The organism is Extensimonas soli, from assembly GCF_029211265.1.
In the GTDB taxonomy this organism is placed as follows: Bacteria; Pseudomonadota; Gammaproteobacteria; order Burkholderiales; family Burkholderiaceae_C; genus Extensimonas; species Extensimonas soli.
Genome location: NZ_JARGEL010000024.1, coordinates 179,576 through 197,063, shown reverse-complemented (window position 1 = coordinate 197,063; position 17,488 = coordinate 179,576). Strand labels below are relative to the sequence as shown.

The following is a 17,488-nucleotide window of genomic DNA, read 5'->3' as shown; positions in this document are numbered from 1 at the left end:
GCAGGGCCGGTGTCAAAACGGCGCGATGCCCAGCAGCGCCGCGGCCTGCAAGGCGGTCTCGCGCGCGGCCTCGGGCGTGGCCGCGGTGACGGTCAGGTGGCCCATCTTGCGCCCGCGCCGCGGCTGCGCCTTGCCGTACAGGTGCAGGTGGGTGCCGGGCAGCGCGAGCAGCGCGGCCCAGGGTGGGGTTTGTGCCGCCTCGCCGTGCGGGAACCACAGGTCACCGAGCAAATTCAGCATGACGGCCGCGCTGTGCAGGCGCGGCGGCGTGAGCGGCAGGCCCGCGAGCGTGCGCACCTGCAGCTCGAATTGCGACAGGTCGCAGGCGTCGAGGCTGTAGTGGCCGCTGTTGTGCGGGCGCGGCGCGATCTCGTTCACGACCAGGCGGCCGCCGTGCAGCACGAAAAATTCCACGCACAGCACGCCCACGTAGGCCAGGCCATTTGCTATTGAAATTGCAGCTTCCAGCGCTTGCTGCATAAGGGCTGGAGGCATATTTAGCTCATAAACCTCGGTCACGGCCAGGATGCCGTCGCGGTGCAGGTTGCGCTGCGGCGGCAGGTGTACGCACTGGCCGTCGCTGCCGCGCGCGACGATGACCGAGCATTCGAAATCGAGTGGCAGCAATTGTTCGAGCACGCAGGGCACGCCGCCCAGCGCCTGCCAGGCGGCGGCGAGCTCGGGCAGCGTGTGCACGCGCGCCTGGCCCTTGCCGTCGTAGCCCAGGCGCGCCGTCTTGAGGATGCCCGGCAGCAGCGCGGCGTGCGCGGGCGCGGTGCAGTCCTGTGCGCTCGCAATCAGCGCATGCGGTGCGCAGGGCACGCCGCAGCGCACGAAGTGCGCCTTTTCCGCGGCGCGGTCCTGCGCCACGGCCACGGCTGCCGCCGCCGGTGCCACGCGGCGGCGCTGCGCGAGCGCCTCCAGCACCTGCGCGGGCACGTTTTCGAACTCGGTAGTGATGGCGTCGCACAGCTGCACGAGGCGCGCGAGGCCCTCGTGGTCGTCGTAGGCGGTCTGGATGTGGTGGTGGCTCACGCGGCCGGCGGGGCTGTGCGGGTCGGGGTCGAGCACGGCGGTGTAGTAGCCCATGCTCTGCGCCGCATGCACGAACATGCGCCCGAGCTGGCCGCCGCCGAGTACGCCCAGCGTCGCGCCGGGCAAAAGGGGCGTGGCAGCGGGCTTCATACGGCGGCGGGCGGGGGCAGGGTCATGGCGCGTGCGGCGGCCGTCTGCTCGGCGCGAAAGGCCAGCAGGCGCGCACGCAGCGCCGCGTCTTCGTTGGCCAGCAGCGCCACCGCGAACAGCGCCGCATTCGCCGCGCCGGCCGCGCCGATGGCGAACGTGGCCACCGGGATGCCCTTGGGCATTTGCACGATGCTGTGCAGCGAATCCACGCCCTGCAGGTGGCGCGAGGCCACGGGCACGCCGAGCACGGGCACGGGCGTCTTGGCCGCGAGCATGCCCGGCAGGTGCGCCGCGCCGCCCGCGCCCGCGATGATGGCCTTGAGCCCGCGGCCCGCGGCGGCCTCGGCGTAGGCGAACATGTCGTCGGGCATGCGGTGCGCCGAAACCACGCGCGCCTCGTGGGCGATGTCGAATTGCTGAAGAATCGCTACTGCGTGCTGCATGGTGTCCCAATCGCTGCTGGAACCCATGACGACGCCGATCTGGATGCTGGTCATAATGCTTGTGTGCGGCGCTGCGCCGGTGGCCGGTATTGGCAGCGCGCGATTTTACTTTTGCCACTCCAAGTCATTCTCAAGCTACTTCAAGGCCCAGCTCCCATGATCGATGTCACCCTGGAAAATTTTGAAACCGAGGTCGTGAACGCCTCGTTGAGCGTGCCCGTGCTGGTCGATTTCTGGGCGCCGTGGTGCGGCCCGTGCCGCTCGCTGGGCCCCATCCTCGAAAAGCTCGAAACCGAATACGCGGGTCGCTTCAAGCTGGTCAAGATCAACTCCGACGACGAGCAGGAGCTCGCGGGCATGTTCGGCATCCGCAGCATTCCGACCTGCGTGCTGCTCCAGGGCGGCCAGCCCGTCGATGGCTTCATGGGCGCGCTGCCCGAAGGCCAGGTGCGCGCCTTTCTAGACAAACATGTACCCCCTGCCGATGAGGCGCAGGCCGAAGCCGAGGTGCAGGAAGCATCCGCGCAGGACGCCCTGGCCGCGGGCGACGTCGAAGCCGCGCTCGAACAACTGCAGCACGCCGTGGCCACCGACCCGGCGAACGACGAGGCGCGCTTCGATTACGTCAGGCTGCTGCTGCAACTGGGCCGCATCGCCGAGGCCCAGGCCGCGTTCGCGCCCGTGCAGGCCAAGGCCGCGGTGGATCGGCGGCTGGGGGCGCTCAAAGCCTGGCTGGATGCTATTGAATTCATTGCTGCCCATGGTTATGGTGCCTCGGCTGGAGCCGGATTTGACGCAAAAATCGCGGCAAACAAGCGCGACTTCGAGACGCGCTTTGCGCGTGCGCGCTGGCTCATGGCGCAGCAGCGCTGGACCGATGCCATGGACGAGCTGCTCGAAATCCTCATGCGCGACAAGCACTGGAGTGACGACGCGGCGCGCAAGGCGTACGTCGCCATCCTGGAGATCATCGAGCCGCCCAAACCCAAGGTGGCCGAGGGCCAGATTCCGCCCGAAGACCCGGTGGTGGCGAGCTACCGCCGCAGGCTCTCGAGCGTGGTGCTGAGCTGAGAGGTTGAGCGTCAGCCGCTCAGCCCTGCGAGTTCGACGCGGTTGCGCCCCAGACCCTTGGCGCGGTACAGCGCCTCGTCGGCGCTGCGGATCAGCGCCTCGGCCGAGTCGCCGTGCTCCGGGAACGTGGCCACGCCGGCAGACAGCGTCATCGGGATGGACGCATCCCCCACCTGCAAAGGCTGCGCCGCGAGGCTTGTGCGGTATTGCTGCGCGCGCTCCAGCGCCGCGGCCTGCGGCATTTCGGGGCACAGCAGCAGAAATTCCTCGCCACCGTAGCGGCAGACCACGTCGCCCGCACGGGCATGCTGGCGCAGCAGCTGGGCGAGGTGGACGATCACCGCATCGCCCGACTGGTGTCCGAAGGCGTCATTGATGCGCTTGAAGTGGTCTATGTCCACGAGCAGGATGCTCAGCGGCAGCCCGGCGCGCGCGCAGCGCGACAGTTCGCGCTCCATGGCCTCCACGAGGTAGCGGCGGTTGAACAGGCCCGTGAGCGGGTCCTGCGTCGATTGCTCCTGCAACCGCTGCTGCAGCGCCAGGACTTCTTCCATCTTGGCGCGCAGCTGCTGGCGCGTCTGGAACAGCATCAGCGACCGGGCATAGGCGTCCTTGGCCACGACCAGCAGGTACAGCGACAGCGTGGCGATGCTCAGGCTGGTCGTCAGCGGCCCCGTAGCGGGCTCGGTATGCACGCCGAACACTGCCGCCCCCAACAGAGTGCCGCAGGCGATGACCGCCGCAGCCAGCAAGGCCCCTGCGGCGCCGCGGAACACCGTCATGTTGATGGCCGCGCAGATGAACAGCGTGTAGCTGGGCCAGAGCGGGAACCTCAGCGCCGCCATCCAGATGCCGAACATCAGGCCGTCGAGCAGCATGTTGCCGAACTCGGTACGCATCTGGTTTTTGGAACGTACCGCGACGAAATACGCTACGTGCGGATAGACCAGAAACTGCAGGCCCAGCAGCACCCAGGCCACCGGGCCAAAGCCGCGCCCCCACATATGGGCCGCAAGCACCAACAGCACCCAGACGAAGGACATCGTGCGGTTGCGACGGTTCATGCGCACGATCCAGTGCACCGGAGGTTTCGCGCTCTGTGGCATGGGCGCTTTGCTGCCGAAGGTGGTGGGCATATTTCTGGGCACTGCCATGCCCGGGATTTGTTCTCAGCCCACGAGCCGCTGCAGTGCCTCGCGGTATTTTTCGGCGGTTTTTGCTATCACCTCGGCGGGCAGCCGCGGCGCCGGTGGCGACTTGTTCCAGGGCTTGCCGCTGACCTGCGCCTGCTCGAGCCAGTCGCGCAGAAACTGCTTGTCGAAGCTCGGCGGGTTCTGGCCCGCGGCCAGGGCGGCTTCATAGCCCTCGACGGGCCAGTAGCGCGAGCTGTCGGGCGTGAGCACCTCGTCCATCAGCACCAGGCTGCCGTCCGGGGCCAGGCCGAATTCGAACTTGGTGTCGGCAATGATCAGGCCGCGCCCGAGCGCGAATGCCGCCGCGGCACGGTACAAGGCAATGCTCAGCGCACGAATCTGCGCGGCAAGGGCCGGGCCCACCATGTGCACGGTGCGCTCGTAGCTGATGTTTTCGTCGTGCTCGCCCACGGCCGCCTTGGCCGCAGGGGTGTAGATGGGTTCGGGCAGGCGCGCGGCATTCGAGAGGCCCGCCGGCAGCGGCACGCCACACACCGATTGCGTCGCCTGGTATTCCTTCCAGCCACTGCCGGCCAGATAGCCGCGCACCACGGCTTCGATCGGCACGGGTTGCAGGCGGCGCACGAGCATGGAGCGGCCGCGCACCTGTTCGACCTCGTCGGGCTGCACCACGCTTTCGGGCGCCTGGCCCGTCAAGTGGTTGGGGCAAATGCCTTGCAGCCGCTCGAACCAGAACAGCGCCATCTGTGTCAGCAGCACGCCCTTGCCGGGTATGGGGTCGTCCATGATCACGTCGAAGGCCGAAATCCGGTCGCTGGCGACCATGAGGATGCGGTCCTCGCCCACGGCATAGTTGTCGCGCACCTTGCCGCGCGCCAGCAGGGGCAGGGAGTGCAGGTGGGAGGTGTGCAATGCGGGAAGGTGGGGCTCGGCCATGGTGAAAAAGCATGAGGAAAACCAACCGGCCATTCTACGAGGCCGGCGCGCGCCCACTGACACGCAGTTACCCGCCCAGCAAAGCAGGATTGAGGCGCCGTATTGCTTTTCGTGGTCGTGGGGCGCATAGTGAACTCGCGTTCATTTTTTGGCCGCGCCGCCCGCGCCTCGCCACGTCGCAGTGGGCGGCAGATGTTTCCCTCGAAACCCTAGGAGACTTTCTCATGAACCTGACGATCAGTGGTCACCACCTCGAAGTCACCCCGGCATTGCGCAGCTACGTCGCCAGCAAGCTGGAGCGGGTCACAAGGCACTTCGATCAGGTGGTCGACGTGAAGGTGCTGCTCTCGGTGGAAAAGCAGAAGGAAAAAGAAAAGCGCCAGCGCGCCGAGTGCAACATCCACGTCAAGGGCTGCGACCTGTTCGCCGAAACCGCCCATGTCGACCTGTACGCAGCCGTCGATGAACTGATGGACAAAATGGATCGGCAGGTCGTGCGCCACAAAGACCGGCTGCAAAACCACCACCACGAGGCGGTGAAGCGCGAGTTGCAGGTCTGAAACGCAAGAAGCTCGCCCGCTCCAGCCGCCCTCCGTGGGCGGCTTTTCGCGTGCGATGCAGCACCCCCGCAGTCGAACCGTTAGGGCATTTGGCGCCGGGGAGCTTTGCAAACCTTGTGCATAATCGTTAATCACCATGAACCGACTTGCCTCCATCCTGCCCGCCGCGCAAGTGCTCGTGCACGTCGATGCCACCAGCAAAAAGCGCGCCTTTGAAGAAGCGGGGCTGTTGTTCGAGAGCCAGCAAGGACTCTCCAGGGCCTTGATCACCGACAGCCTGTTTGCGCGCGAGCGCCTGGGTTCGACCGGGCTGGGTCATGGCGTGGCGATTCCGCATGGCCGCATCAAGGGTCTCAAGGCGCCCATGGCGGCGGTGTTTCAGCTGCAAAACCCGATAGGCTTCGATGCGCCCGACGAGCAGCCCGTGAGTCTGCTGATCTTTCTGCTGGTACCTGAGGCGGCAACGCAAAAACACCTGCAGATCCTCTCCGAGATCGCCGAGTTGCTCAGTGACGCCACGCTGCGCGAAAAGCTCAAAACCTGCGCTGACGCTGCCGAATTGCATGACCTGATCGCCCACTGGCATTCGGCCCAGCAACCGGCCTGAGAAGGCATCAGCGAACCCGTTGTGCGGCGCGCCGTTTATTCCACCGTGTCCCTGCCATGAAGCCCAATGTCATCAGCGCCGACGTGCTGTTCGAAGAATTTCGCAGCACGCTGAAGTGGGAGTGGGTGGCAGGGCTTGGGGCTTCGGAGCGGCGTTTCGATGAGGAAGTCGTGCGGTCGGCGCGCTCCGGTGCCGATCTGGTGGGGCATCTGAACTACATCCACCCCTACCGGGTGCAGGTGCTGGGCGCGCGCGAAATCGCCTACCTCACCAACGCCACGCCCGAGGATTGCAAGCGCCGCATCGCGCGCATCGTCACGCTCGAGCCGCCCGTGCTCGTGCTGGCCGACGACCAGATCGTCCCTGAAGCGCTGTTGTCCATGTGCGAGCGCGCCCAGATTCCGATGTTTGCCACGCGCGAATCCTCGGCCTTTGTGATCGACGTGCTGCGCACCTACCTGTCCAAATATTTTGCCGAGCGCACCACCATGCACGGCGTGTTCATGGACATTCTGGGCCTGGGCGTGCTGATCACGGGGGAGTCCGGCCTGGGCAAGAGTGAACTCGGGCTCGAACTGATCTCGCGCGGCAATGGGCTCGTGGCCGACGACGCGGTGGACCTGTACCGCATCAACCAGGGCACGATCGAAGGCCGTTGCCCCGAGCTGCTGCAAAACCTGCTCGAAGTGCGCGGCATAGGTCTGCTCGACATCCGCGCGATCTTTGGCGAAGCGGCGGTGCGGCGCAAGATGCGCCTGCGCCTCATCGTGTACCTGGTGCGCAAGGAAACGATGGAGCGCGAATACGAGCGCCTGCCCTACGAGCCGCTCACGCAGGATGTGCTGGGCGTGCCCATCCGCAAGGTGGTGATCCAGGTGGTTGCCGGGCGCAACATGGCCGTGCTCGTCGAGGCCGCGGTGCGCAACACCATCTTGCAGATGCGCGGCATCAACACCTACCAGGAATTCGTCGCGCGCCACCGCCGCGCGATGCTGGGCGATTCCGCGCAGCTGGACTGACAGGGGCGCACGCGAACCGCGCGCTCTCAAGTCGCCTGTTTTTGGGCGCAGCCCGCACATTGCCCGTACAGGGCCAGCGTGTGGTCTTGCACGCGCCAGCCCTTGGCCTTGGCAATCGCCTGCTGGCGCTGCTCGATGTCGGGGTCGTAAAACTCCTCGACCTTGCCGCAGGAGGTGCAGACGAAGTGGTCGTGGTGCTGGCCTTCGTTGATTTCGTAAATCGCCTTGCCGCTCTCGAAATTGCTGCGGATCAGGATGCCTGCCTGCTCGAACTGCATCAGCACGCGATAAACCGTGGCCAGGCCGATGTCGGAACGCTCGTCGAGCAGCACGCGATAGACATCCTCGGCCGTCATGTGGCGCTGCCCGCCGCGCTGGAAGATTTCGAGGATCTTCAGGCGTGGCAAGGTGGCCTTGAGGCCTGTGCTCTTGAGTTCGTCGATGTTCGCCATGGCGCTGGTTCTTGGGCTTTTGGAGCGCGGCCCGAAAAGGCCAGCCGCTACAATGGGTCGATCATATCCCGCATGCTTTTTCCATGTCCGTCAATGCCCATCGCAGCGCCCGCCCGGGGCTGCCCTTGCTGCTTGCTGCCACCGCCTTGCTCGCCAGCGCCTGCAGCAGTCTGAACAACGCCACGAACAGCCTGGCCGGGATGGTCAGCCCTTACCGCGTGGAAGTGGTGCAGGGCAACTTCGTCTCGCGCGAGCAGGTCGAGGCGCTGCAGCCCGGCATGAGCCGCGAGCAGGTGCGCGAAATTCTGGGCACCCCGCTGGTCACCAGCCTGTTCCATGCCAACCGCTGGGAATACGTCTTCACGATCAAGCGCGCGAACGAGGCGCCGCAGACGCGCAAGCTGACGGTGTTTTTCGAAAACGACGTACTGCAGCGCCACGAGGGCGATCCCATGCCTTCGGAGACCGAATTCGTCGCCTCGCTGGGCAAACGCACCGCGCCGGGCAAGGTGCCGCCGCTCGAAGCCACCGAGGCGCAGCTCGCGCGCTTTCCGGCGCCGGCGCATGCAGCGGCCTCCGAGCCGGCCGGCGCCGACGCCGCAGAGCCAAGCCCGGCCACGCCCAGCTACCCGCCGCTCGAATCCTCGTTGCGCTGAAGCCCGAGGCTCCACGGGCAACTGCGCACGCACCCAAAGCTCCCTGCGCGCGCAGCACGAGGCCCGCTCCCCACCTGTTCCTTCGCCCCCATGACCTCAACCTCTTCCCCTGCATCCGCCGCGCAACCCTGCCGCATCGCCGTTGCCGGCGCCTCGGGCCGCATGGGCCGCATGCTGATCGAGGCCGTGCGTGCCAGCGACGACTGCGTCCTCGCCGGTGCGCTCGACCAGCGCGGCAGCCCGGCAGTCGGCACCGACGCGGCGGCTTTTCTGGGCCAAAGCAGCGGCGTGCTGATCACCGATGACCTGCAGGCTGGCCTGCAAGGTGCCGACGTGCTGATCGACTTCACGCGCCCCGAGGGCACGCTTGCGCACCTCGCGGTGTGCGGCGCGCTTGGCGTAAAGGCGGTGATAGGCACCACGGGCTTCAGCGAGGCGCAAAAGGCCGAGATCGCCGCCCACGCGCAGCGCGCGGCGATCGTGTTTGCGCCCAACATGAGCGTGGGCGTGAACGTCACGCTCAAGCTGCTCGAGCTGGCCGCAAAAGCGCTGGCCACCGGGTTCGACATCGAAATCATCGAGGCGCACCACCGCCACAAAGTCGATGCACCCTCGGGCACGGCGCTGCAGATGGGCGAGGTCGTCGCGCAGGCGCTGGGGCGCAATCTGGCGGACTGCGCGGTCTATGAGCGCCACGGCGTGACGGGCGAGCGGGACCCTTCGAGCATAGGCTTTGCCACCATCCGCGGCGGCGACATCGTGGGCGACCACACGGTGCTGTTCGCGGGCACGGGCGAGCGCATTGAAATCACGCACAAGTCGTCGAGTCGCGCCACCTACGCGCAGGGCAGCTTGCGCGCGGCGCGCTTTCTGAGGGCGCACGAGCGCGGCCTGTTCGGCATGGCCGACGTGCTGGGTTTGTAAGGGTTCCAAGTTCCAAGGCCCGGCGCATGTCTTTGCTCGCTTGGTGGCTCAAAACGGATGCGCTCACGCAAGTCGCGGCGCTGGTGCTGCTGGCCATGTCCGTCATGGGCTGGGTGGTGATTCTGTGGAAGGCGCGCCAGCTGCGCCGCGCGAGCGCCGACCTGCCGCGCTGCCTCGCGGCGTTCTGGCAGGCGCCCGATCTCGCCGCGGCGGCCCAAAAGCTGGAGCATTTCGACCGTGAGGCGCTCGTCCTTCCTATGGTGCTAGCTGCAAATTCGGTAGCGATAAAAACGGCCGACGGCTCGCTCGCCACGTCCGGCGCGCGCGCGCAGCGGCTCACGCGCGCGCTGCGCGACGCGCTGCATGGGGTGCTCACACGGCTGCAATGGGGCCAGGTGCTGCTGGCCACGGCGGGCGCCACGGCGCCGTTCGTCGGGCTGCTCGGCACGGTGTGGGGCATCTACCACGCACTGCGCGTGCTGGCCCAGACCTCGAGCACGCAGGTCACGCTCGCGCAGCTCGCGGGCCCGGTGGGCGAATCGCTGGTCATGACTGCGGCGGGCCTGGCCGTGGCGATTCCGGCGGTGCTGGCCTACAACGGCTTCGGCCGCGTGCTGGCGCGCATCGAGGCCGATCTCGAAGGCTTTGCGCTCGACCTGCGCGAGTTGCTTGCCGATGGCGCGCCCGGCGTGGCCGAAGCGCCCGACGCACCCGGCGTGGCCGCGTCTGCGCCGGCAGCGTCCGCCGAAGCCGCGCATTCGAACTTTTGAGGTGCCCGCACCATGCCCTTTGGCCGCCTCGAACGCCGCGCTGCGCCGCAGCCCATGAGCGAGATCAACATCACGCCCATGGTCGATGTGATGCTGGTGCTGGTGGTGATTTTCATCCTCACGGCGCCGCTGCTCGCGAGCGCCCTGCGGCTGGAGCTGCCGCGCGCGCAGGGCACCACCACGGCCGGCGCGGCGGCGCCCGCAGTCACGCTGGTGCTCGATCGCGCGGGGCAGGCCTACCTGGGCGACCAGCCGCTCACGCAGGCGCAGCTCGCCGAACGCCTTGCGCGCATTGGCGCGAGCCAGCCCGACACCGAAGTGCAGTTGCGCGCCGACGCCCGCGTGCCCTATGGCCGTGTGGTCGAAGTCATGGGCCTGGCGCACCAGGCCGGGCTGCATCGCATAGGCTTCGTGGCCGAGCCGCAGCCCGCGCGCTGAGGCCGCCCGCGCAAGCTACGTCGAACGCGCGCCGCAAGCCAACGCCTAAAATCGGCGCGGCCGGGCCTGCACAGGCCCTTTTCTTTCCTTCGCCCTCATGCAAGAAAAATACTCCCCCCAAGACATAGAGCGCCAAGCCCAGGCCGAATGGGCCGCGCGCGACGCCTACCGCGTGACCGAAGACGCGAGCAAGCCCAAGTTTTACGCCTGCTCCATGCTGCCCTACCCGAGCGGCAAGCTGCACATGGGCCACGTGCGCAACTACACCATCAACGACATGCTCACGCGCCAGTTGCGCATGAAGGGCTACAACGTGCTCATGCCCATGGGCTGGGACGCCTTCGGTCTGCCGGCAGAGAATGCGGCGCTGAAAAACGGCGTGCCGCCGGCGCAGTGGACGTACGACAACATCGCCTACATGAAGCGGCAGATGCAGGCCATGGGCCTGGCGATCGACTGGAGCCGCGAAATCGCCACTTGCGACGCGAGCTACTACAAGTGGAACCAGTGGCTCTTCTTGAAGATGCTGGAAAAGGGCATCGCCTACCGCAAGACGCAGGTGGTGAACTGGGACCCGGTCGATCAAACCGTGCTTGCGAACGAGCAAGTCATCGACGGACGCGGCTGGCGCACCGGCGCGCTCGTGGAAAAGCGCGAGATTCCGGGCTACTACCTCAAGATCACCGACTACGCCGAAGAGCTGCTCGATTACGTCACGGGCGACAAGCTGCCGGGCTGGCCCGAGCGCGTCAAGCTCATGCAGGAGAACTGGATCGGTAAAAGCGAGGGCGTGCGCTTTGCCTTCCCGCACGACATCCGCGGCGACGACGGCGCGCTCATCGGCGCTGGGCGCATGTACGTATTCACGACGCGCGCCGACACCATCATGGGCGTGACGTTCTGCGCCGTCGCGCCCGAACACCCGCTGGCCATGCACGCCGCGCGCACCAATCCTGCGCTCGCGGCCTTCATTGAAGAATGCAAGACCGGCGGCACCACCGAGGCCGAGCTCGCCACGCAAGAGAAAAAGGGCCTGCCCACGGGCCTCACGGTGACGCACCCGCTCACCGGCGCAGCGGTGCCGCTGTGGGTGGGCAACTACGTGCTCATGGGCTACGGCGACGGCGCCGTGATGGGCGTGCCCGCGCACGACGAGCGTGATTTTGCGTTTGCGCGCAAGTACGGCATCCCCATCCAGCAGGTCGTGCAGGTGCCCGGCGAGCAGTTCGACGCCACGCGCTGGCAGGACTGGTACGCCGACAAGCAGCGCGGCGTCACGGTCGATTCGGGCCCGTTCAGCGGCCTGCCGTGCAAGGCCGCCGTCGATGCCGTGGCCGCGGCGCTCGCGGCCAAGGGCCTGGGCGAGAAAAAAACCACCTGGCGCCTGCGCGACTGGGGCATCAGCCGCCAGCGCTACTGGGGCACGCCGATCCCCATCATCCACTGCGAGTCCTGCGGCGCCGTGCCCGTGCCCGAAAAAGACCTGCCCGTGGTGCTGCCGCAAGACCTGGTGCCCGACGGCAGCGGCAACCCACTGAACAAGTGCGAGGCCTTCCTGCACGTCGCCTGCCCCTGCTGCGGCAAGCCCGCGCGGCGCGAGACCGACACCATGGACACCTTCGTTGACAGTTCGTGGTATTACATGCGCTACTGCGATCCGCACAAGGATCAGGCCATGGTGGCCGAGGGCGCGCGCTACTGGATGCCGATGGACCAATACATCGGCGGCATAGAGCACGCCATCTTGCACCTGCTGTACGCGCGCTTTTGGACCAAGGTCATGCGCGACCTGGGCCTGGTGCAGATCGACGAACCCTTCACGCGCCTGCTCACGCAGGGCATGGTGCTCAACCACATCTACAGCCGTCGCACCGAAAAGGGCGGCAAGGAATACTTCTGGCCGCAGGACGTGGAGCAGGTGCTGGACGAGCACGGCAAAGTCGTGGGCGCGCGCCTCAAGCGCGCCGTGGGTGAGCTGCCCGCAGGTACGCCGGTGGACTACGAGGGCGTGGGCACCATGTCCAAGTCCAAGAACAACGGCGTCGATCCGCAAGACCTGATTGAAAAGTACGGCGCCGACACCGCGCGCCTGTACACCATGTTCACCGCGCCGCCCGAGGCCACGCTCGAATGGAACGACGCAGCCGTCGAGGGCAGCTACCGCTTCCTGCGCCGCGTGTGGCAATTCGGCGTGCAGCTTTTTGCTATGGATATGCAAGCTGCCAGCGCACTTGCAGCAAGCCTTGGTGGCCAAAATGGCTCAAAAGACTCCAAGGGCTTGCAGGACGTGCGCTTCGGCAAGCAGGCCCAGGCGCTGCGCCGCGAGGTGCACAGCGTGCTCAAGCAGGTCGATTACGACTACCAGCGCATGCAATACAACACCGTGGTCTCGGGCGCGATGAAGATGCTCAACGCGCTCGAAGACTTCCGCGCCGCTGCCGCCAATGACGACGCCGGCGCGCAGATCGCGCTCGCCGAGGGTTTTGGCATTTTGCTGCGCTGCCTTTACCCGGCCACGCCGCACCTCGCACACCACCTCTGGCAAGAACTCGGCTACGCCAAAGTGTTCGGCGAATTGCTCGACGCGCCCTGGCCGCAGGTCGATCCCAGCGCGCTGGTGCAGGACGAAGTCGAGCTCGTGCTGCAGGTCAACGGCAAGCTGCGCGGCGCGATCCAGGTGCCCGCGCAGGCCGACAAGGCGGCGATAGAGCAGATCGCCCTTGCGAGCGAAGCCTTCCAGAAGCAAGCGCAAGGCGCCGCCGCGAAAAAAGTCGTGGTCGTGCCGGGCCGGCTCGTGAACATCGTGGTCTGAACGCCATGCGCACGCTGCATCGCCCGCCTCTTGCATCTACGGATGCGCCCACAGCTGCGCCCGTTGCGCCGGCCGGTTCGGATTTGGCCGCCGCGCCGAATCTCCACCGCCGGCGCCTGCTCGGCCTGGCCACCGCGGCAGCGCCCGCACTCGCGCTCTCGGCCTGCGGCTTTCGCCTGCGCGGCGTGCCCGAGTTCGCCTTCCGCTCGCTCTACATCATGGCGCCGCCGGGCATGCCGCTCGCACGCGAGCTCCAGCGCACCATCGAATCCTCAGGCAGCAGCCTGCAACTCGTGACCGACCCGGCAGCCATGCCCACAGCCGAAGTCATCCTCGAGCTGCTGTCGGCGCGGCAGGAGCGCGTCGTCGTGGGCCGCAACGCCTCGGGCGAGGTGCGCGAGCTCGAGCTGCGCCTGCGCGTGCAGTTCCGGCTGCGCACGCCCACGGGCGTCGAGCTGATTCCACCCACCGAACTGCTGCAAAAGCGCGACATCAGCTACAGCGAATCCATCGCGCTCGCCAAGGAGGCCGAAGAAGCGCTGCTGGTGCGCAACATGCAGACCGACGTCGTGCAGCAGCTCATGCGCCGGCTCGCCGCGGTGCGCATGCCTTGATGCTGCACTAATAGTAGCTTCTTGCGCATGTATTCATTGGGCTGAAGGCCGATATGGCTCTTAATTTCCCCCCATGCAGCTCGCCCTGAATCAGCTCGCCGCACACCTGCAAAAAGGCCTGCGCGCGCTCTACACGCTGCACGGCGACGAGCCGCTGCAGTTGCAGGAGGCGGCCGACGCCATCCGCGCCGCGGCGCGCGCGCGCGGCTACAGCGAGCGCAGCGTGTTCAGCGTGAGCGGCGCGCATTTCGACTGGAGCGGGGTGCTCGCCGCACGCAACAGCCTGAGCCTGTTCGCCGACAAGCAGATCGTCGAGCTGCGCATCCCCTCGGGCAAGCCCGGCAAGGAGGGCGCCGCCGCCTTGCAGGAGCTCGCCGCCGCGACGCAGGACGGCGGCGGCACGCTCATGCTCGTGCACCTGCCGCGCCTGGACAAGGCCACCAAAAGCACGGCCTGGTTCGGTGCGCTCGAGGCGCACGGCGTCACCGTGCAGATCGAGCCCGTCGCGCGCGCTGCGCTGCCGCAGTGGATTGCGCAGCGTCTGCAGCAGCAGGGCCAGCGCGTGGCCGCGGGCGAAGCGGGGCAGCGCACGCTGCAACTCTTTGCCGACCGCGTCGAAGGCAATCTGCTCGCGGCGCACCAGGAGGTGCAAAAGCTAGGCTTGCTCTACCCGCCGGGCGAACTCACGCTCGCGCAGGTGCAGGAGGCCGTGTTCAACGTCGCGCGCTACGATGTGTTTCAGCTCTCCGAAGCCGTGCTCGGCGGCCAGCCCGCGCGCGTGCAACGCCTGCTCGACGGCCTGCAGGCCGAGGGCGAGGCCCAGGTGCTCGTGCACTGGGCGCTGGCCGAAGACATCCGAGCGCTGCACCGCGCGAAAGCCGCGCTGAACGCCGGCCGCCCCCTGCCCATGGTGCTGCGCGAGCAACGCATCTGGGGCCCCAGGGAACGCCTGTTCGAACGCTTGCTGCCACGCCTGAACGAGGCCACGCTCGCGCAATGGCTGCAAGCCGCGCACGTGGTCGATGGCATCGTCAAAGGCCTGCCCCAGCCCGACTGGCCCGCCGACGGCTGGCAGGCGCTGCAGCGTCTGGCGCAGCAGGTGTGCACGCTGGCGCAGGGGGCGAGGTAAGCGGGGCGTTTTTTCCAGGAGCCGAGCGCAGCGAGTTTCGCGCGCCCCCGCCGGGCGCGAGCACCGCAGGTTGCCCTGACCGCCGCGAGGCGGGCAGGGACGCAGGCAGTAGGGTCGCCTTCTTTTGCCTTCTTTTCTTGGCAAGACAAGAAAAGAAGGTGCGCCGCCGGGCGCACATCCCGGCACCCTCCCTCTGCCCCCGCACCATCTTCACCACCCTCGATAATCCCCACCAATCACCCACCCGCAGTAGCCCACTCTGAACCTGTCTCAAAATAGCAGGTGTTCAGGTTTCTTTCCCGCAGTCAAGTCGCTGCCGCGACGCCCTCGAAACTCACCGCCTGCACCCCATGCCTTCCACTTCGTTGTCGCGTCTTCTGCGTATCCTGTTTTTGATAGCACTCAGCGCAGTTTGGGCGGGCGCGCATGCTGAATTTGCCCTGCAACTCGGTGGGCGCAAGGACGCCCAGGGCGCCGCCAGCGTGAGCACGCCGCATGTGCGCGCCGAGCTGCTCGCGCATGCGCCCGAGGGTGTGGCGCCGGGGCGGCCGCTGTGGCTGGGCCTGCAGATCAGCCACCAGCCCGGTTGGCACACCTACTGGAAAAACCCCGGCGACTCTGGCCTGCCCACCGAGCTGCGCTGGCAGCTGTCGCCTGGCCTGCAGGCGGGCGAAGTCGCCTGGCCCGTGCCGCGTGTGCTGCGCGTGGGTGATCTGGTCAACTACGGTTACGAAGGCCAGGTGCTGCTGGCCGTGCCGGTGCAGATCGCGCCGGGCTTTGCCGCCCCCGCGGGGCAGGACGCGCTGCCCGTGCGCCTGCACGCGAGCTGGCTCGTGTGCCGCGTGGAGTGCATCCCCGAAGAGGGCGAATTTGCGCTGCAGCTGCCGCTGCGCGGCGCCATTGCCCTGAACGCGGCGGCGTTCGCGCAGGCGCAGGCGGCGCAGCCCGCCGCCCTGCCCGGCGCCAGCAGCGCGCAGGTCGAAGGCGAAAGTCTGCGGTTGCGTGTGGCGGGCCTGCCCGCAGATTTGCGCGGCCAGAAACTGGCGCTGCTGCCCGAGACGCCCGAAGTGCTGGCGCCGTCCGTGCTGGCGGGCCAGAGCTGGCAGCAGAGTTGGGACGGCGCGGTCTGGTCGGCGCAGCTGCCGCTGGCGCCGCAGCGCGGCCCCACGCCTGCGGCGCTGGCGCTGGTGTTGATGCCTGCTGCGGCCACAGCGGGATTGGGCGCGCATGCCGGCGCGGGCGCCGCCCAGCCGCGCGCCTCGCCCTCCCAGCGCGCCTGGCGCGCCATGCCCACGGTGCAGGGGCAGTGGAGCACGCCGCAGCGCGCCGAAGTGCCCGCTGCGCTGACAGCCGCGCTCGCCGCCAATAAGGCAGCGCAGGCGGCGCCGGTCGCGTCGTCTGCCTTGCCTTCCTCGCCGGCGCTCGCCTCTGCCGTGGCGCCTTCCGCCGCAACCTCGGGCGGCGCGGTGTCCGGCACCGGCCTGCTCGCGCCCTTGCTCGGCGGTTTGCTGGGGGGCTTGCTGCTCAACCTGATGCCCTGCGTGTTCCCGGTGCTCGCGATCAAGCTGCTGGGCCTGGCGCGCCACGGCGGCCAGCGCCGCGCGCAGCGCCTCGCGGGCCTCGCCTACACGGGCGGGGTGCTGCTGTCCTTCCTCGCGCTCGGCGGCCTGCTGCTGGCCCTGCGTGCCGCGGGCGCGCAGCTCGGCTGGGGCTTTCAGCTGCAGTCGCCCGCGGTGGTGGCGCTGCTCGCGGCGCTGTTCACGCTGCTGGGTCTGAATCTGGCCGGTCTGTTCGAATTCGGCGGCTTCGTGCCCAGCCGCCTTGCCACGTTGCAGGCGCGCCATCCGGTGGTGGATGCGTTTTTGTCGGGCCTGCTCGCGGTACTCGTGGCCTCGCCTTGCACGGCGCCTTTCATGGGGGCGTCGCTGGGCTTTGCGCTCGCGCTGCCGCCCGCGCAGGCGCTCGCGGTGTTTGCCGCGCTGGGGCTGGGCATGGCCTTGCCTTTTCTCGCGGCCGCGCTGGTGCCCGCGGTGGTCGGCTGGCTGCCGCGCCCCGGCGCGTGGATGCAGACTTTTCGCCATGCCATGGCCTTTCCCATGTTTGCCACGGTGGCCTGGCTGGTCTGGGTGCATGGCCAGCAAACCGGCATGGACGGCGCCGGCGCGCTGCTGCTGCTGCTGGTGGCGCTTGCGGCCGTGGTCTGGGCGCTCACGCTGCGCGGGCGCACGCGCCTCGTGCTTGCAACCTTTTTGATAGCTGCTGGTGCTTTACTGCTGGGCGCTACTGGCCAAAATGTGCTCAAGCCCGTGGGTGCGGGGGCAGAGGGCGCTGTGGCGCGCGGCGCAGACGAATCGAGCCCCTGGCAGCCATGGTCGCAGGCGCGCGTGGCCGAACTGCTTGCGCGCGGCCAGCCGGTGTTCGTCGATTTCACCGCCGCGTGGTGCGTGACCTGCCAGTTCAACAAGCGCACCACGCTTTCCGACGCAGGGCTGCTCGCCGACTTTGCCGCGCGCCGCGTGGCGCTGCTGCGTGCCGACTGGACGCTGCGCGATCCCGCCATCACCGCCGCGCTCGCGCAGCTTGGGCGCAGCGGCGTGCCCGTGTACGTGCTCTATGCGCCGGGCCGGGCCCCGCAGGTGTTCAGCGAGATTTTGAGCGTGCAGGAAGTGCGCGCGGCGCTGCCGTAACGAAGAGATCGCTGCGCCCCGCCGCCGCGCG

17 protein-coding genes are annotated in these 17,488 nt (G+C 67.9%); 12 read left to right on the top strand and 5 right to left on the bottom strand.

Going from position 1 to position 17,488, the window contains the following annotated elements:
- Positions 1-12: 12 nt before the first annotated feature.
- Both PYV55_RS11685 and purE read right to left on the bottom strand, forming a co-directional pair.
- Positions 13-1,185 carry a 5-(carboxyamino)imidazole ribonucleotide synthase gene (locus PYV55_RS11685; RefSeq protein ID WP_275851332.1) on the bottom strand — a complete coding sequence of 391 codons (1,173 nt, stop codon included), beginning with the start codon at positions 1,183-1,185 and terminating at the stop codon, positions 13-15.
- Entirely contained in the window at positions 1,182-1,682 is a 501-nt protein-coding gene (gene purE, locus PYV55_RS11680) for a 5-(carboxyamino)imidazole ribonucleotide mutase (protein WP_275851330.1), read from the bottom strand. Before purE ends, PYV55_RS11685 begins: the two co-directional genes overlap by 4 nt.
- Before the next feature lie 102 nt (positions 1,683-1,784).
- On the opposite strand from purE, the gene trxA reads away from it, so the two are divergent.
- The gene (gene trxA, locus PYV55_RS11675; RefSeq protein WP_275851328.1) at positions 1,785-2,699 is read left to right on the top strand and encodes a thioredoxin; all 915 of its coding nucleotides are present in this window, start codon (positions 1,785-1,787) and stop codon (positions 2,697-2,699) included.
- A gap of 11 nt (positions 2,700-2,710) precedes the next feature.
- On the opposite strand, the gene PYV55_RS11670 is transcribed toward trxA, so the two are convergent.
- Both PYV55_RS11670 and PYV55_RS11665 read right to left on the bottom strand, forming a co-directional pair.
- Complete coding sequence (locus PYV55_RS11670) at positions 2,711-3,763, bottom strand: sensor domain-containing diguanylate cyclase (protein ID WP_275851326.1); 1,053 nt, start codon at positions 3,761-3,763, stop codon at positions 2,711-2,713.
- A gap of 105 nt (positions 3,764-3,868) precedes the next feature.
- Entirely contained in the window at positions 3,869-4,789 is a 921-nt protein-coding gene (locus PYV55_RS11665; protein ID WP_275851324.1) for a phosphoribosylaminoimidazolesuccinocarboxamide synthase, read from the bottom strand.
- A 224-nt stretch (positions 4,790-5,013) separates the two neighbouring features.
- Between PYV55_RS11665 and hpf the strand changes: the two genes are divergently transcribed.
- From hpf to hprK, 3 genes are all read left to right on the top strand, one after another.
- Entirely contained in the window at positions 5,014-5,349 is a 336-nt protein-coding gene (hpf, locus tag PYV55_RS11660) for a ribosome hibernation-promoting factor, HPF/YfiA family (protein WP_275851322.1), read from the top strand.
- 136 nt (positions 5,350-5,485) lie between these two features.
- On the top strand, positions 5,486-5,956 hold the full coding sequence (locus PYV55_RS11655) for a PTS sugar transporter subunit IIA (RefSeq protein ID WP_275851320.1): 471 nt from the start codon (positions 5,486-5,488) through the stop codon (positions 5,954-5,956).
- 56 nt (positions 5,957-6,012) lie between these two features.
- On the top strand, positions 6,013-6,975 hold the full coding sequence (hprK, locus tag PYV55_RS11650) for an HPr(Ser) kinase/phosphatase (RefSeq protein ID WP_275851318.1): 963 nt from the start codon (positions 6,013-6,015) through the stop codon (positions 6,973-6,975).
- A gap of 26 nt (positions 6,976-7,001) precedes the next feature.
- On the opposite strand, the gene fur is transcribed toward hprK, so the two are convergent.
- Positions 7,002-7,427: a ferric iron uptake transcriptional regulator gene (gene fur / locus PYV55_RS11645; RefSeq protein WP_275851316.1), complete on the bottom strand. Its 426-nt coding sequence runs from the start codon at positions 7,425-7,427 to the stop codon at positions 7,002-7,004.
- 83 nt (positions 7,428-7,510) lie between these two features.
- On the opposite strand from fur, the gene PYV55_RS11640 reads away from it, so the two are divergent.
- From PYV55_RS11640 to PYV55_RS11605, 8 genes are all read left to right on the top strand, one after another.
- The gene (locus PYV55_RS11640; protein WP_275851314.1) at positions 7,511-8,083 is read left to right on the top strand and encodes an outer membrane protein assembly factor BamE; all 573 of its coding nucleotides are present in this window, start codon (positions 7,511-7,513) and stop codon (positions 8,081-8,083) included.
- A gap of 90 nt (positions 8,084-8,173) precedes the next feature.
- A complete protein-coding gene (dapB, locus tag PYV55_RS11635) occupies positions 8,174-9,007 on the top strand; it encodes a 4-hydroxy-tetrahydrodipicolinate reductase (RefSeq protein WP_275851312.1) in 834 nt (277 codons plus the stop codon).
- 26 nt (positions 9,008-9,033) lie between these two features.
- Entirely contained in the window at positions 9,034-9,777 is a 744-nt protein-coding gene (locus tag PYV55_RS11630; RefSeq protein WP_275851310.1) for a MotA/TolQ/ExbB proton channel family protein, read from the top strand.
- Positions 9,778-9,789: 12 nt separating this feature from the next.
- Entirely contained in the window at positions 9,790-10,215 is a 426-nt protein-coding gene (locus tag PYV55_RS11625) for an ExbD/TolR family protein (RefSeq protein ID WP_275851308.1), read from the top strand.
- A gap of 97 nt (positions 10,216-10,312) precedes the next feature.
- Positions 10,313-13,027, top strand: a complete 2,715-nt coding sequence (leuS, locus tag PYV55_RS11620) for a leucine--tRNA ligase (protein WP_275851306.1) — start codon at positions 10,313-10,315, stop codon at positions 13,025-13,027.
- 5 nt (positions 13,028-13,032) lie between these two features.
- Entirely contained in the window at positions 13,033-13,641 is a 609-nt protein-coding gene (locus tag PYV55_RS11615) for an LPS-assembly lipoprotein LptE (protein WP_144731337.1), read from the top strand.
- 73 nt (positions 13,642-13,714) lie between these two features.
- Positions 13,715-14,770, top strand: coding sequence for a DNA polymerase III subunit delta (gene holA, locus PYV55_RS11610; protein WP_275851303.1), 1,056 nt, complete (start codon positions 13,715-13,717; stop codon positions 14,768-14,770).
- A 350-nt stretch (positions 14,771-15,120) separates the two neighbouring features.
- The gene (locus tag PYV55_RS11605; RefSeq protein ID WP_275851301.1) at positions 15,121-17,457 is read left to right on the top strand and encodes a protein-disulfide reductase DsbD family protein; all 2,337 of its coding nucleotides are present in this window, start codon (positions 15,121-15,123) and stop codon (positions 17,455-17,457) included.
- Positions 17,458-17,488: the final 31 nt, after the last annotated feature.

Coding starts and splice junctions, on each gene's coding strand:
- leuS (WP_275851306.1), top strand. CDS start 10,313: ATGCAAGAAAAATACTCCCCCCAAGACATAGAGCGCCAAGCCCAGGCC.
- trxA (WP_275851328.1), top strand. CDS start 1,785: ATGATCGATGTCACCCTGGAAAATTTTGAAACCGAGGTCGTGAACGCC.
- holA (WP_275851303.1), top strand. CDS start 13,715: ATGCAGCTCGCCCTGAATCAGCTCGCCGCACACCTGCAAAAAGGCCTG.
- PYV55_RS11665 (WP_275851324.1), bottom strand. CDS start 4,789: ATGGCCGAGCCCCACCTTCCCGCATTGCACACCTCCCACCTGCACTCC.
- PYV55_RS11655 (WP_275851320.1), top strand. CDS start 5,486: ATGAACCGACTTGCCTCCATCCTGCCCGCCGCGCAAGTGCTCGTGCAC.
- PYV55_RS11685 (WP_275851332.1), bottom strand. CDS start 1,185: ATGAAGCCCGCTGCCACGCCCCTTTTGCCCGGCGCGACGCTGGGCGTA.
- PYV55_RS11615 (WP_144731337.1), top strand. CDS start 13,033: ATGCGCACGCTGCATCGCCCGCCTCTTGCATCTACGGATGCGCCCACA.
- hprK (WP_275851318.1), top strand. CDS start 6,013: ATGAAGCCCAATGTCATCAGCGCCGACGTGCTGTTCGAAGAATTTCGC.
- PYV55_RS11605 (WP_275851301.1), top strand. CDS start 15,121: ATGCCTTCCACTTCGTTGTCGCGTCTTCTGCGTATCCTGTTTTTGATA.
- PYV55_RS11670 (WP_275851326.1), bottom strand. CDS start 3,763: ATGAACCGTCGCAACCGCACGATGTCCTTCGTCTGGGTGCTGTTGGTG.
- PYV55_RS11640 (WP_275851314.1), top strand. CDS start 7,511: ATGTCCGTCAATGCCCATCGCAGCGCCCGCCCGGGGCTGCCCTTGCTG.
- hpf (WP_275851322.1), top strand. CDS start 5,014: ATGAACCTGACGATCAGTGGTCACCACCTCGAAGTCACCCCGGCATTG.
- PYV55_RS11625 (WP_275851308.1), top strand. CDS start 9,790: ATGCCCTTTGGCCGCCTCGAACGCCGCGCTGCGCCGCAGCCCATGAGC.
- fur (WP_275851316.1), bottom strand. CDS start 7,427: ATGGCGAACATCGACGAACTCAAGAGCACAGGCCTCAAGGCCACCTTG.
- dapB (WP_275851312.1), top strand. CDS start 8,174: ATGACCTCAACCTCTTCCCCTGCATCCGCCGCGCAACCCTGCCGCATC.
- purE (WP_275851330.1), bottom strand. CDS start 1,682: ATGACCAGCATCCAGATCGGCGTCGTCATGGGTTCCAGCAGCGATTGG.
- PYV55_RS11630 (WP_275851310.1), top strand. CDS start 9,034: ATGTCTTTGCTCGCTTGGTGGCTCAAAACGGATGCGCTCACGCAAGTC.